Source organism: Gilvibacter sp. SZ-19 (assembly GCF_002163875.1).
Taxonomy (GTDB): Bacteria; Bacteroidota; Bacteroidia; order Flavobacteriales; family Flavobacteriaceae; genus Gilvibacter.
In genome coordinates this window covers 982,971-995,983 of sequence record NZ_CP019333.1, presented here as the reverse complement: position 1 = coordinate 995,983, position 13,013 = coordinate 982,971, and the positions used below count along the sequence as shown (strand labels likewise).

14 protein-coding genes are annotated in these 13,013 nt (G+C 43.4%); 11 read left to right on the top strand and 3 right to left on the bottom strand.

The features are described 5' to 3' along the window. Positions 1-62: 62 nt before the first annotated feature. From BTO09_RS04510 to BTO09_RS04465, 10 genes are all read left to right on the top strand, one after another. On the top strand, positions 63-908 hold the full coding sequence (locus BTO09_RS04510; RefSeq protein WP_087523629.1) for a class I SAM-dependent methyltransferase: 846 nt from the start codon (positions 63-65) through the stop codon (positions 906-908). A 1-nt stretch (position 909) separates the two neighbouring features. Further along, entirely contained in the window at positions 910-1,389 is a 480-nt protein-coding gene (locus BTO09_RS04505) for a DUF1572 domain-containing protein (protein WP_087523628.1), read from the top strand. 5 nt (positions 1,390-1,394) lie between these two features. Further along, on the top strand, positions 1,395-1,877 hold the full coding sequence (locus tag BTO09_RS04500) for a DinB family protein (RefSeq protein WP_087523627.1): 483 nt from the start codon (positions 1,395-1,397) through the stop codon (positions 1,875-1,877). Between the two features lie 77 nt (positions 1,878-1,954). Continuing rightward, the gene (locus BTO09_RS04495) at positions 1,955-2,221 is read left to right on the top strand and encodes a hypothetical protein (RefSeq protein ID WP_087523626.1); all 267 of its coding nucleotides are present in this window, start codon (positions 1,955-1,957) and stop codon (positions 2,219-2,221) included. Beyond that, positions 2,218-3,339, top strand: coding sequence for a WG repeat-containing protein (locus BTO09_RS04490; protein ID WP_198356534.1), 1,122 nt, complete (start codon positions 2,218-2,220; stop codon positions 3,337-3,339). The genes BTO09_RS04495 and BTO09_RS04490 overlap by 4 nt, the downstream gene beginning before the upstream one ends. Before the next feature lie 146 nt (positions 3,340-3,485). Beyond that, positions 3,486-5,150, top strand: coding sequence for a SulP family inorganic anion transporter (locus BTO09_RS04485; RefSeq protein WP_087523622.1), 1,665 nt, complete (start codon positions 3,486-3,488; stop codon positions 5,148-5,150). Between the two features lie 51 nt (positions 5,151-5,201). Then, entirely contained in the window at positions 5,202-5,924 is a 723-nt protein-coding gene (locus BTO09_RS04480) for an alpha/beta fold hydrolase (protein ID WP_087523620.1), read from the top strand. Positions 5,925-5,934: 10 nt separating this feature from the next. Beyond that, a complete protein-coding gene (locus BTO09_RS04475) occupies positions 5,935-6,537 on the top strand; it encodes a hypothetical protein (protein ID WP_087523617.1) in 603 nt (200 codons plus the stop codon). A 20-nt stretch (positions 6,538-6,557) separates the two neighbouring features. Further along, positions 6,558-6,998: an RDD family protein gene (locus BTO09_RS04470; RefSeq protein WP_087523615.1), complete on the top strand. Its 441-nt coding sequence runs from the start codon at positions 6,558-6,560 to the stop codon at positions 6,996-6,998. After that, entirely contained in the window at positions 6,991-7,737 is a 747-nt protein-coding gene (locus tag BTO09_RS04465) for a sulfite exporter TauE/SafE family protein (protein ID WP_087523612.1), read from the top strand. Before BTO09_RS04470 ends, BTO09_RS04465 begins: the two co-directional genes overlap by 8 nt. On the opposite strand, the gene BTO09_RS04460 is transcribed toward BTO09_RS04465, so the two are convergent. The 3 genes from BTO09_RS04460 to BTO09_RS04450 are packed head-to-tail and all read right to left on the bottom strand — an operon-like array spanning position 7,714 to position 12,192. Then, complete coding sequence (locus tag BTO09_RS04460) at positions 7,714-8,610, bottom strand: hypothetical protein (RefSeq protein ID WP_087523610.1); 897 nt, start codon at positions 8,608-8,610, stop codon at positions 7,714-7,716. The two genes, BTO09_RS04465 and BTO09_RS04460, sit on opposite strands and share 24 nt — an antisense overlap. Positions 8,611-8,637: 27 nt before the next feature. Next, on the bottom strand, positions 8,638-11,349 hold the full coding sequence (locus BTO09_RS04455) for a TonB-dependent receptor (RefSeq protein ID WP_087523607.1): 2,712 nt from the start codon (positions 11,347-11,349) through the stop codon (positions 8,638-8,640). A 24-nt stretch (positions 11,350-11,373) separates the two neighbouring features. Further along, on the bottom strand, positions 11,374-12,192 hold the full coding sequence (locus tag BTO09_RS04450) for a GLPGLI family protein (RefSeq protein WP_087523605.1): 819 nt from the start codon (positions 12,190-12,192) through the stop codon (positions 11,374-11,376). Between the two features lie 176 nt (positions 12,193-12,368). Here BTO09_RS04450 and BTO09_RS04445 point away from each other — a divergent pair, with 176 nt between their 5' ends. After that, on the top strand, positions 12,369-13,013 hold the full coding sequence (locus BTO09_RS04445) for a GDSL-type esterase/lipase family protein (RefSeq protein WP_087523603.1): 645 nt from the start codon (positions 12,369-12,371) through the stop codon (positions 13,011-13,013).

Here is a 13,013-nt window from a genome sequence, read left to right as displayed (position 1 = left end):
CTGCCGGGATTGGCTCACTATTGCTATCTTTAGATTCGCAAAAATCCTGTGACCAAGCCGCAATGAACAAAAACTACTTTAGAAAGCTCTGGTATTCCCTCTCCGCTAAACAACGCTTTTGGGTTCGTTATCTGTATTATCTCCCAGCCGACCTTTGGGATAGAATAAAAGGCAAACGCAATAAATACGTGCCGCCCAGAGGAGCTATCTATACCGGATCTGCAGCTGGAGCCGAAAAGTTCTTAGCCAGCAGTAAGCATCAATTGGAATTGCTAAAGAGCGAGCTCGATCTGCGTCCGGACGATCATGTGCTCGATATTGGCAGTGGCATTGGCCGCACCGCGATCTCATTGGTAGAATACCTTTCTGCTCAGGCGCGTTACGAAGGATTTGACGTGGTTAAAAGCGGTGTAGATTGGTGTAATAAAAAAATTGGCCGCGACTTTCCGAATTTCAATTTTACCTATGTGCCCTTGTTCAACGATTTGTACAACAATTCTAAGGCCAAGGCGACAGATTTCGAGTTTCCGTACAAGTCCGAGGAGTTTGACAAGGTTTATTCCTTCTCTGTCTTTACCCACATGATGGTAGATGAGATTGGACATTATTTAAAAGAGATCCAACGGGTTATGAAACACGACGGTTCGGCGCTTTCTACTTTTTTTCTTTACGATGAGACCGATGAGGATCAGATCGCTACTCAAGGTTTCGGATTCCCGGTTAAAGGCGATGGATTCAGACTGATGAACAGTAAAGTGACCAGTGGAAATATCGCCATCCACAAAGAAAAATTAAACCAAATGATGGCCGCAGCAGGCTTGGAGGTTACACGAATAGCCGACGGTTTTTGGAAAGGAGCCCAAGGGGCCAAAGAATATCAAGACATAGTGGTCTTTAAAAAGAAGTAGCATGAAATCAAAAGAACTAGCAGATCGATTGCGGGAGGTGATTTTAAATGGCACTTGGGTTGCTAATACCAACTTTAAAGATCAAATTCAGGACATGGATTTTCAAGGTGCGAATCTCAGCTTGGCCGGGCGCAATTCCATAGGCTTGCTGGCTCAGCATATCCATTATTATATAGCGGGGGTACTCGAGGCATTCCAATCCGGACAGTTGACCATACGCGACAAATTCAGTTTTGATTTCTCGCCATTTGAGTCGCAGCAGCAGTGGAAGGACTTTCAAGAAAGTTTTTGGAAAGACACGGAGGCATTGGCCCAAATAATTCAGGCCATGCCGGATGCAGATCTCGGGGAAGCTTTTATCGATCCGAAATACGGGCATATGCAACGTAATATAGACGGACTTATAGAGCACAGTTATTATCACTTAGGACAGGTAGCCCTCTTAAAGAAGATGATCGCCCAACAGAACGGAGTAGAATAAGACTTATGGCAACCATTGCTCATTTTATCAGTCAAATGCAAGAGATCCAAGCCGGCAAGCCATGGATAGGCCGTAGTTATGAGCGTAAGTTGGCCAAGGTGGACCCATCTTTGGTCTTTGTACGTCCAACTCCTAAATTAAAAAGTATAGCGGCTTTGATATCACATCTTACCCTATGGCGAGAAGAAGCGGTGCTCAAAATTAAGACCGGTCAAGGAAGTAAAACAGATGCTTGTATAGAGAATTGGTTGCCAGACAAGGAGCTCCAAGCCCAAGGCTGGAATTCTATATGGACGGCCTATCAGCAGAGTTTTACTGATCTGATAAGCTCCCTTAAGGACAAGGAAGATTCCTTTTTGCAACAGACCTATTACGACACGGATTTTAAGGGCGAATATACTTATCAATGGTTGTTGGACGGTATCTTACAACACGATGTGTACCATTTGGGGCAGCTCGGACTGATCATCAAACATTTAAGATCCTAGTGTCCTAAAATCAAATTGCCAAATGGGCTTAAGTATTTATGCTTAAGTTTATGGAACGAGAATAACTAAAAACACCTATGAAACTTACACTACATATCAGCTTAATTACGGTCGCATTATGTTTTGTCACTTCCTGTAGCTCTGATCCTTGCGATGACGGATACTCTCCGGTAGAAGATAACGGAACTACCATTTGTTTGCCCGATTACGTTGTTGGTTTGGAGCGCAATATGACTTCCAAGACCAAGTTCTTTCACCGCCAACACGGGGTGATCACTTACGATAATGGAACATGGACCAATCAATTTGGAGAAAATATAACCACCCTATTGAAAGCCCAATGAGAAGAAATTTTTTAGCTGTTTTTGCCTTGGCATTTCTGGTGATGCTAGGGGCGTGTAAGAACGAAGACAAATCCTCTGAAACATCGCTGACCGACAAGCCAAGCGCGAGCTCTGAACTGCTAGCCATGGTCATGATAGACGGAAAATACGGTTATATCGATACCTTGGGCGGCTTTGTAATTGAGCCGAAATATCCGCTGGCCCGTTCCTTTTCCAATGGCTTTGCCTGTGTAAATATTGACGGAATACGTACCGACTTGATAAACGGAGCGGTTGGGGGAGAATATATTTTTATAGATCCCGCCGGAACTGTGCAGTTTGGCGAAAAGACCTTTAGTCAACCAACTTCTTTTTACGAAGGTTATGCACCCGTTCGTATGCCCGATGATAAGGTTGGGTTTATAGACACCTCTGGAACCCTTGTGGCGGAAGGTTTTGACGCTATGATGCCTTTTAGCGAAGGTTTGGCAGCCGCTCTGGATCTGGAAAATGAAACCATTGGTTATGTCGATACCAAAGGAGATTGGAAGATCAAATTACACGTAGACTACACCTTGGGCGATTTTCACCAAGGCAGGACCTTTTTTATGAAAGATCAGAAATACGGTTTTATAAATAGTAGTGGTCAAGAAGTGGTGCCGGCAACCTACGAAGGCACCTATGACTATTACGAGGGTTTGGCTGCTTATTTACAAGACGATATGTTCGGGTTCTTAGACCTTGAGGGTGCTGTAGCTATTCCTAATATTTACGAAGATGTAGCCGATTTTTCAGAAGGACTGTGCGCTGTACAAAAAGACGGAAAGTGGGGATTTATAAATAAGCAAAATGAGGTGGTGATTCCTTTTCAATATCCCGCTGTACGTAGTTTTAATGAGGGTGTTGCTGCCGTTCAACTAGACGGTAAGGTAGGGTTTATCACTGCGGATGGAAACTGGCTGGTAGAACCCAAATACGGCAATGCGCTAGACTTTAAAAATGGTTTCGCTATAGTGCAGAGCGATTTAAAGCTTGGTTATATCAATCGTGAAGGCGTAGAGGTAATTAGTCCGCGTTTTGAACGTGCTGATAATTTTGTCAATCCGCAGGAATCAAATCCCATCTTAAAGGTCAATTGATCTTGAATATAGCTTTCGGCTACTTGCGAAGACTTGGTCAATTAGGGTTTCGTGGTCATTGAAATCCCACAAATTCTGGTTTTCATCGAGGCGCTAAAAACAGTAACTTAGGGCGTCTGTAGAATTTTATAAACTGGTTTCAAAATATGAGCTCTAAGATTTACGATTTCAAGAATTTTAAAGGAGATTTCACTGGCGGATTGGTTGCTGGAGTAGTTGCACTTCCATTGGCTTTGGCTTTTGGTGTGCAATCTGGTATGGGTGCTACCGCAGGTTTATATGGCGCCATAGCCGTGGGTATTTTCGCGGCCCTTTTTGGAGGAACCCAAACCCAAGCTAGTGGCCCAACAGGTCCTATGACGGTGGTTTCCGCAGCTTTAGTGGCAGCGGCTATTCAGCTAAACGGTAGTTTAGAAGCCGCTATGCCTATCATACTCTTGGCCTTTATAGTCGGAGGCTTGCTGCAAGTCGTTTTTGGCTTTTTGAATATCGCTAGTTATGTAAAATATTTTCCCTATCCCGTGGTTTCTGGTTTTATGAGTGGGGTGGGCCTAATTATCATTATACTCCAAATATTCCCTTTTGCCGGGCTGGGATCTTCTAAGTCGACCTTAGCGGTGATTCAGGATCTGCCAAGATTGTTTTCCGAAGCCAACCTACAAGCATTAATGCTCGGTGGAATCACTATAGCGGTTTACTATTTATTTCCTAAGATCACAAAGGCCATACCTAGTGCCTTAGTGGCGCTTATAGTTGCAACTTTGATCGCTTATTTTGGACAGATGGATGTTCCGGTGATTGGTGAGATCCCCTCTGGCTTGCCGTCTATCAAAATTGCAGGAATTCTGGAAGTAGATGCTTCAGCCTACGGACTTATTATGGAGTACGCGGTAGTACTGGCAGTATTGGGAAGTATAGATTCCCTGCTTACCTCTGTTATTGCAGACAATATGACCAAGACCAAGCACAATTCTAACAGAGAGCTCATTGGACAGGGAATTGGAAATATGATAGCGGGAGTTATTGGAGGTATTCCAGGAGCGGGAGCTACCAAAGGAACAGTAGTCAATATCAACGCCGGAGGAAAGACTCGCTTGTCCGGCACGCTTCACGGTTTATTCTTGTTAGCGGTCTTACTCGGACTTGGAAAATTGGCGGCCCATATTCCACTTTGTGTTTTGGCAGGATTGCTCATTCCTATTGGCTTTAAAATTGTAGACTTAAAAGGGCTCAAACATCTTAGAAAAGTACCCAGAGCAGATGCTGTGGTACTGATCTTAGTGCTGTTGATCACTACTTTTGGTAGCCTTATTTACGCTGTAGGCGCCGGGGTGGCTTTGGCTTGTTTGTTATTTATGAAAAAGTCAGGCGACCTGTCCGAACAGGGTATGGAAGTTGGCAATATAGCAGATATAGACGGCTCTAAACCTTGGCAAGATGAGGTTGAGTTTTACGAAAAGTACAAGGACAGAGTGATCATTAAACACCTCTATGGTCCGCTGTTCTTTGGTTTTACTTCTTATTTCAAAGATCAGATAAAAGGTTTGCCCGGGGAGATCGATGCAGTGATCTTTAGAATGGATAGAGTTCCTTATGTGGATCAGTCGGGCTTATACGCTTTAGAAGATATCATCTTTGATCTGAGAGAACAAGGTATCGAGGTGTTATTGGTAGGGTTGCAGGAACAGCCCTGCGATATGTTGAAGGCGGTAGATATTATCCCTGACCTAGTTCCGGAAGATGATCTCTATGCCGACATAGACGATAGCTTCGACTATTTGAGAACCAAGCTTAAAAATAGTAAGGCTTAAGCCTAAGCGAGGCCTATTTAGACTTTTAGCGCTGGGAGAAAAAGTTGTACCTTGAGAACAACTAACGCAGCCCAATTGAGTACTTCTCCTTTAATTTTACTTCACGGAGCTTTGGGGTCTACGCAGCAATTGCAAAGGCTCAAGACAGTTCTGTCGGAAGATTTTAAGACCTATAGCTTCAACTTTGAAGGTCATGGCGGACGTCCATCTAAAGGTAATTTTAGCATGGATGTGTTTGCGGCGAATATTCATGAATTTATGGATGACCAGCAAATAGATTCAGCGTATTTCTTCGGATATAGTATGGGTGGATACGCGGCTTTAAAATTTGCAGCAACTCATCCGCAGCGAGTAAAAAAAATAGTGACCTATGGCACTAAGTTCAACTGGACGCCAGAATCGGCAGGACGAGAAGTCAAACAATTGGATCCGCAGAAAATCTTAGAAAAAGTACCACGGTTCGCGAATTATCTGGAACAATTACACGCTCCAAATGATTGGAAGGAGCTGCTCAAACGTACTGCAGACATGATGATAGACTTGGGTACAGGTAAGGCGTTTACTTCTGCCCAATTGCAAGCAATAAAAACCCCAGTTCTTATTAGTATCGGTGACTGTGATAATATGGTTTCCGTATCAGAGTCAGAGACTGCAGTTGCAAGTTTAAGTTTTGGGCAGCTAAAGCTCGTTGAGCAAGGGGTGCATCCCTTGGAGAAAAATAGCGCTGAACAACTGGCTCAAAACATCATTACATTTATAAATTCAAGCAACTAAATAATATCATATGATCATTTACGGAAGCAAAGCTGTGCATTTAAACAGTGCCAAACCTGCAACAGGAAACTGTCCAAATTGCGATGCGACAGGCAGTATTACTTTAAACGTTTACCGAAGACACGCCCATATATTCTGGATACCGCTTTTTCCAATGGGAAAGTTGGGTAGAGGCCATTGTGAAAACTGCAATACCGAGTTCAAACCTAAAAAACTCAACGAGTCTCACAAGCAGGCTTATACCAGGCTCAAGAGTGACAGCCGAGGGCCACTTTGGCAATGGGCAGGTTTAGCCATTTTTGTGGCCTTTGTTATTGCTGCGGTCTTTGCCAGTCAAGCAAACGACAAACGAGAACTGGAATACTTGGCATCGCCTCAGGTTGGTGATATTTATGAATATAAGGTTGGATATGGCAGCTACACCACTTTTAAAGTAGTTGAGGTGACAGCAGACAGTCTGTTTATAATGGATAATCTCTACGAGGTAAATAAGTCCTCTGGTATCTATAAGATCGATAAAGAAGAGAACTATACCGAGCCCGTTTATGGAGTGGGTAGACAGGACATAAAGGACATGCACACGGCCGGAGATGTACTTGGAATAAATCGCTAATGCTCTAGACAAAATAACTCATGGAAGAATCGCAGGAACATATAGAAGCAGCAACCAGACTTAAATATTCTGGCATAGATGACCGAGTAAAGGCCACTGTATTCGACAGTTTATTTATGATAGTTATGATATATCTCTGCAGTGAGATCTTAGGAAGTTTTGAGCAGGTGGCTACCTGGGTTCGCGTGTCCTTATTCTTCGCGATTTTTGTTTTTTACGAACCCTTTTTTGTCAGTCAGTTTGGAGGCACTATGGGGCATGCGCGTTTTAATCTTAAGGTGCGATCTGAAAACCATCCGAAGCAAAAAATCAACTTTCTGGCAGCTTGCATTCGATTTTTGATCAAATACGGCCTGGGCTGGTTGTCGCTCATTACTATGGGTTTCTCAGAAAAGAAAATGGCCATCCACGATGGAATAGTAGGCTCCGTAGTGTTGATAGACGCAGATTCAGATGAATAACATAAACACCACTTTCCTGCTGTTGGCCTTATTGGCCGAGATCATCGGGACAGTCGGTGGCTTTGGTTCTTCGGTATTTTTTGTGCCGATAGGTAATTTTTACTTTGACTTTTATTCGGTTCTTGGCCTTACTGCTTTGTTTCATCTCTCTAGCAATCTGAGTAAGATATTCTTGTTCAAAAAAGGCCTGGATAAACGCTTGCTACTCTATATAGGCCTGCCGTCTGTGCTTTTTGTGATCTTGGGTGGGGTATTGTCCAAATATTTCGAGTCTGCTTATCTGGAGGTGGTTTTGGGCGTGTTTTTGATCTTGTTGAGTGTGTTTTTTTTGCTGCGGAGCGGCTTTGCGGTAAAAGACAGCAATAAAAACGCTGTGATCGGAGGTTCGCTCTCTGGATTTTCTGCGGGTCTGTTAGGTACGGGAGGCGCTATACGCGGCTTGACCATGGCGGCCTTTAACTTAGAAAAAAGTGTTTTTGTAGCCACCTCTGCCTTTATCGATTTTATGATCGATTTTTCCCGAACCTTTGTTTATTACAACAACGGCTATATTCACAAACACGACTTAAAATACGTTCCTTTCCTACTGGTAATAGGCTTGGTAGGTTCTTATATTGGGAAAAGGATACTGGATAAAATACCGCAAGGAAAGTTCAGAAAACTTTCCTTGCTGTTTATTTTAATCATTGGTCTTGCGACCTTGTTGAATTTGCTCTTAGATTCCGGCGCGCAAAACTAGATCTACACCCATAAATGGAGCAGCGTCGAATTCTCTGTTGAGTCTGTTTCTGTCGTCTCCGCCAACCTGAAAGGTTAGAATTTGAGCTCCTACAGTATCTCCTTGCAGATATACGCCGTAGTCTGTGGTATCGTATCCGATCTTGGCTCTGGCCAATAGCGTTCCGTTGAACAGACTCACTCCTGCATACAAGTTGAAGCGGATAGACTCTTCTTGTACATAGAACCCATCGGCATTACCAGAAAGGTCGTAAGCTTTTACAGAGGTCAATAAGTTGGCTCCTACGCTAAAGATATCAGAGATCGCATAGTTAGCCTCAGAACGAATCGGGAAAACCGCATTTACATAGAACTTGCGGTTTGGGGATTTGTACCACATACCCACAAGCGGAGTAATAATGGTCCCGAAGTTTTCAGAAGACACATAACTACCGAATTTCCAACCTTTACGTCCAGAGATCTTTTTTTCGAATAGGGCAAGTCCTCCAAACTGGAAGGCATCGCCACCCAGATCGTCAAAATCCGAAGCGTATTTAGGAAGCAAAACATAGGTTCCGCTCCATCCGTTACCGTGATCTAGCTTAACTCCGAGGTTAAGACGGGTCATCACTAAATTGGTGCGGAAATCATCGTCGTGTACTAAACTCAAACGGGTGTTCTCATACGTAAAACCAGCGATAAAGATCGTTTTAGGTGTAGCAGGGATCACAAAATAGGTTTCTAAATTGGCGTTACCAACCTCAGTTTCATCATCATTGTCAATATTTCCTAGCGTGGCTCGGTTGTACTGAAACTTTACAATATCCGTGTAATCCTGTGCATAAGAAAGGGTGGCAAACCCAATAAAAAAGGCCAAAAGAACTAATTTCTTCATATTGTGGTGGTCTGTATTAAGTTAGATTTATAGTGTATAGATAAAGCGGAAGGTAATAAATCTTGGCTGAATAAACGTCTCTGAACTAAAAACAGACACATTATTTGCACTATTTCGCACCTGTGAATCTATGTTTAAAATATTCGTGGCGCGGATTTTATATTCCCATTTCGAGTCGCGATTCTTTCTGTATGAGAGCGTTGCGTTCCAATTTTGAAAAGATTGAGTGTCACCGTTGTCCAGTTCTTGAACTGTATAGGCATAATCTGTTCTAAAGGTCACCGATTTCCAAATATAAGCGTCGAACTCAAAGGTAGGGGCATTGGTAATGAAAGTCGTCTCGCGGTCTCCCTGGTTGTTGTTGGTCACACTGTAGCGATAGCTCAACGAGATATTAGGCGCTATCTTAAAATTAGTGCGTAGGCCAGGCGTGTAGGTTTGTGTAAAGCCTTCGTTTATAGAGCGCTGTCCTTGAATGAACTGATTGATCTTGCTGTAGTTGTAGCGCACATTCACGCTGGCCCTCACCTTACCAAAAGTTCGCTGTACCCGACCAAAGAGGCTGGCAGTTTCATCGGCAAAGGCGGAATTGAAAAAGCTGCTGGTACGGATCACATTGTCAAAGTTGGTCAGACTGCGAATCTGATCGATGTTTTTGGTGTAAGCTGCTCTTGCAAATACATTGGTATAATTGAACAAGTTAAAACTACTGTAGAACAAGCTCACATTATGCGCCAAGGCATTTTGCAATTCTGGCTCTCCGAAGGAAATATTGTTGATACTATTGAACACCAATCCTTGAGCCAAACGCGTAACATCTGTAAACTGATTGCGCATTTCGTAACGGAAGGTGAGTTGCTCGCTCTTCTTGAACTGTATACGCGTTTCAAAGTCTGGCAATAGTCTAAAGAAGTTGTCTTTGAATTCTTCTCCAGATTGCGTGTTATTGTTGCCGTAGGCATGCAATGAAAATCCAGGAGTAACCGTAAACTTTCCCCATTTAGCACGGTAATGCACCCCCAAGTAGATATCGCTAAAATTGTATTCGGTGTCGTTGGTGTCCTGCCCATCGTTTATTGTTGGAGTCGGGTCAAAGCGGCTGCCGTCTTCTAAGAATTGAAAGATGTCCGAATTGAACTGTTGGTTGCTCAAAATAGTTCCCAAAGTAAAATTCAGATTACTGCGTTGGTTAATAATAAAATAATGATCCAACTTAGCGTCCAGTTGGTTGGACTTGATGCGTCGGTTTTGCCCCAGATTGTAAAAGTCCAGGCTTGTATTTAGCCCTAGCGCCTCCGCAGTATTATCAAAAGCATCGGGGCCGTCAGGGTCGTTGACCAAAACAGCATTGTAGAACGGATCTTCATTGCGCAACAAATGCGTAGCCTCAAAGGCAAAGATGTTGCGCTCGTTCAGCGTGTAGTAATAGTTTAAATTCTGATTGATGCTATAGGGAGTCACTTCATCTAATTGCTCGGTATTGCCAATTACAGAGGAGAATTGATTCTGATCTTGACTGTCTCTAGAGATCCTTCCCAAAACATCATAATCCATTTGGTTGTTGAGGTTGGGTTGGTATTTAAGGCTGAGTTTCACTAGCCCTTGATCCGAACGCTCTCTGCTGCGTTGCTCTGTGGCTTCGTCAGGAATTCCAAGTTCCGGATCTGTATATTGAACAAAACTGGTTTCTCTAGATAAGATTCTACTTGAATTAAAGATCGCAAAACCACTCAGATCTAAAGTGGACTTTGGCGAATAACTAAAATTCATAGAGCCCAATTGGCTTTCAATTTCCAAGGCATTGGCTTGACTGGTCAAAAAATTCAGGCTGTTATCTCCCAAATTAATGTCGGTTCCGCTGCTGCGGCTCGGCGCTTGAAAACCTCCGCCAAAACCGCGAATATCACGACGGGTCAAAGCAACCTCGCCTGTGTTGTTTAGATCTCCAATGAAGTTAAGACTGTATTTCGGGCTGTAGTAGAACAGTTTGGGTTGTAAAAGATAGAGTTCGTCATCTGGCGAAGAACCACCACCAGCGGTAACTGTACCAAACCAGAAGTTTTCTTTCCCTTCTTTGAGTTTGATGTTAATGGCTACGTTGTCTTGGTTGTTACGCACGCCACTGAGTTGGCCGACTTCTGCGTAATTTCTAAGCACCTGAACCTTAGATACGGCATTGGATGGAATGTTTTCTGTTGCCAACTTGGTGTCGCCGTCAAAGAAATCTTTCCCGTTGACCATGAGCTTATTCACCACTTTGCCTTCTACCTCGATCTGCCCATCTTCATTGATCTCCACACCCGGAAGGTTTTCCAATACATCGCCCAGCTTGCGTTCTGTGCCGGTATTGAAAGAATCTGCATTGTAAACCAAGGTATCGCCTTTAACGGTTACTGGCATCTCATAGACGAGTTCCACTGCATCTAAGGCGTTGTCTGGTGCAAGTTTAAAATCTTTGCTCAGATCGGTGTCGGTAGTGGTAAGTAGCTCCTCGTAGGTCTTAAATCCGATATAACTCACCTGTAATTTGTATCGGGTATTGCTGTTTAGTTCGAGCTTGTATTTGCCTTCTTGATTGGTAATTCCGTACGACTCTAAAGCATTGGTAGAATCGTTAATAGCGACAACATTGGCTAGTTCTAGCGGCACATCCAAGCTGTCTTTGACCACACCTTGCATTTGTACTTGAGCATTCAGGCTGGCCGCGGCCAGTAGGGCCAAAAAGAGTATTTTTTTCATCGGATGCTAATAACTGATGGCGTCTTAGTTTCTTCTGCGACCTCTGTTGTCTCGCATTTCCATCATTTTCTTGCGGATGGTTTGTTGATAATCACTCTTGGTGATCTCCTTGCCCTTGTCTGGTGCTTCAATAGTGACGGTTTCCGCAGGATTCAAAACCACTTTAGAACACAACATGGTCGTATTACCAGCACTTACTTCTAAAATCAACCCGGGCAAGCCCCAGTACTCTGCAGGTCCATGACTAACAGGGATCTGCAGGGTGTACCAAGCCTCTATGTCGGTTGTGGGCACAACGGGGTTTCCGGCCTCGTCGGTTTGTTGTTCTGCTCTAAGATCACTCCACTCGAAATTATACCAAGTGAGTTCTTTGGTAGGCACAGTAGCTGTGGCTTTAAAGCACATATATTGACCGATCATCTTGGAGTCGCCTTCCATCTTCCAATTAATCTCTGCCAGCTTATCTTTTACCAAAAACTTTTTGCCGTAGAATTCTTGCTCCTGGATGAGTTGGTTCTGTTTAACGTTCTTGTATTGCTCTCCTCTGGCAAAATTGCTGCCCCAAGTGTCTGTGGCTCCAGACATGGCGTCGATCTGATCTTCTTCGTTAAAGACAGACTCCTCCTTATTAAAGTCTAGGATATAGGTTTTCTCTAAACGATTCTTTAAACGGGCATATACTTGTTTCTTTTCAGCTTCACTTAAGCGAGCTCCCCATTGGCCTAGATCCATAGTGGATTTAGAAAAATAAAAGGCTTGACCTTGAAAATCTTGGGTTGCCGGTTTAAAGGAAACTAGGATCGCAAAAACAAGTGAAAGCAGTGTGAACTTGATCGTTTTCATGAGTATGTTGGTTGTTATTGGTCTAATTACGTTTAACGAAAATAGGTAAACATTAAACAAAATAAAGGATTTTGTAAAAACATTAACATCAAAACCGGATCTGACCTCTGGCTAAAGCCATTTATAAGCGCACCGAGTTCGGAAATTCTCATTAACTTGAACCAACTCAAAAAAGTATGCGCCACAAGATTATTTTAATGCTGTTGGGATTAATGTTCTCTCAGCTAATCACAGCTCAGAATCCCTTGCGATTCCAGGGCTCGATAGATGTGTTTAAGAAGATGGAAGTTCCTTCGGGGGATGTCACCGTGATAACCGGGAGTTCCAGTGTACGGTTTTGGACTAATGTCGCTGTGGATTGCGCAGATGAGCGTATTGTAAACACGGGCTTTGGAGGTTCTGAAGCTAGTGATCTTCTCTACCATTTGGATGCCGCCGTTTTGCGTTTTAGGCCTAAAAAGGTCTTTATTTACGAAGGCGATAACGATATTAATTCTGGTAAGACTCCGGAGTCAACCTTAAAGACAATGAGTCAGATCGTCGGGAAAATTTTAACCAGCCTACCAGGGGTCGAAATCTTTATTATTGGGGCAAAACCGAGCCCGTCGCGTTGGCAACATCAGCTGGCCTATTTAGAACTCAACCGATTATTAAAATCCTATTGTGCAGCTATGGAACAGGTCGATTATATAGATGTTTGGTTCCCGATGCTCAACCAAAAGGGCAAACCCAAACCTGAGATCTTTGTTGCAGACAGTCTGCATATGAATCCGAAAGGATATGCCATTTGGACGGAGGCTGTTTGTCCGAGTATGCAATAA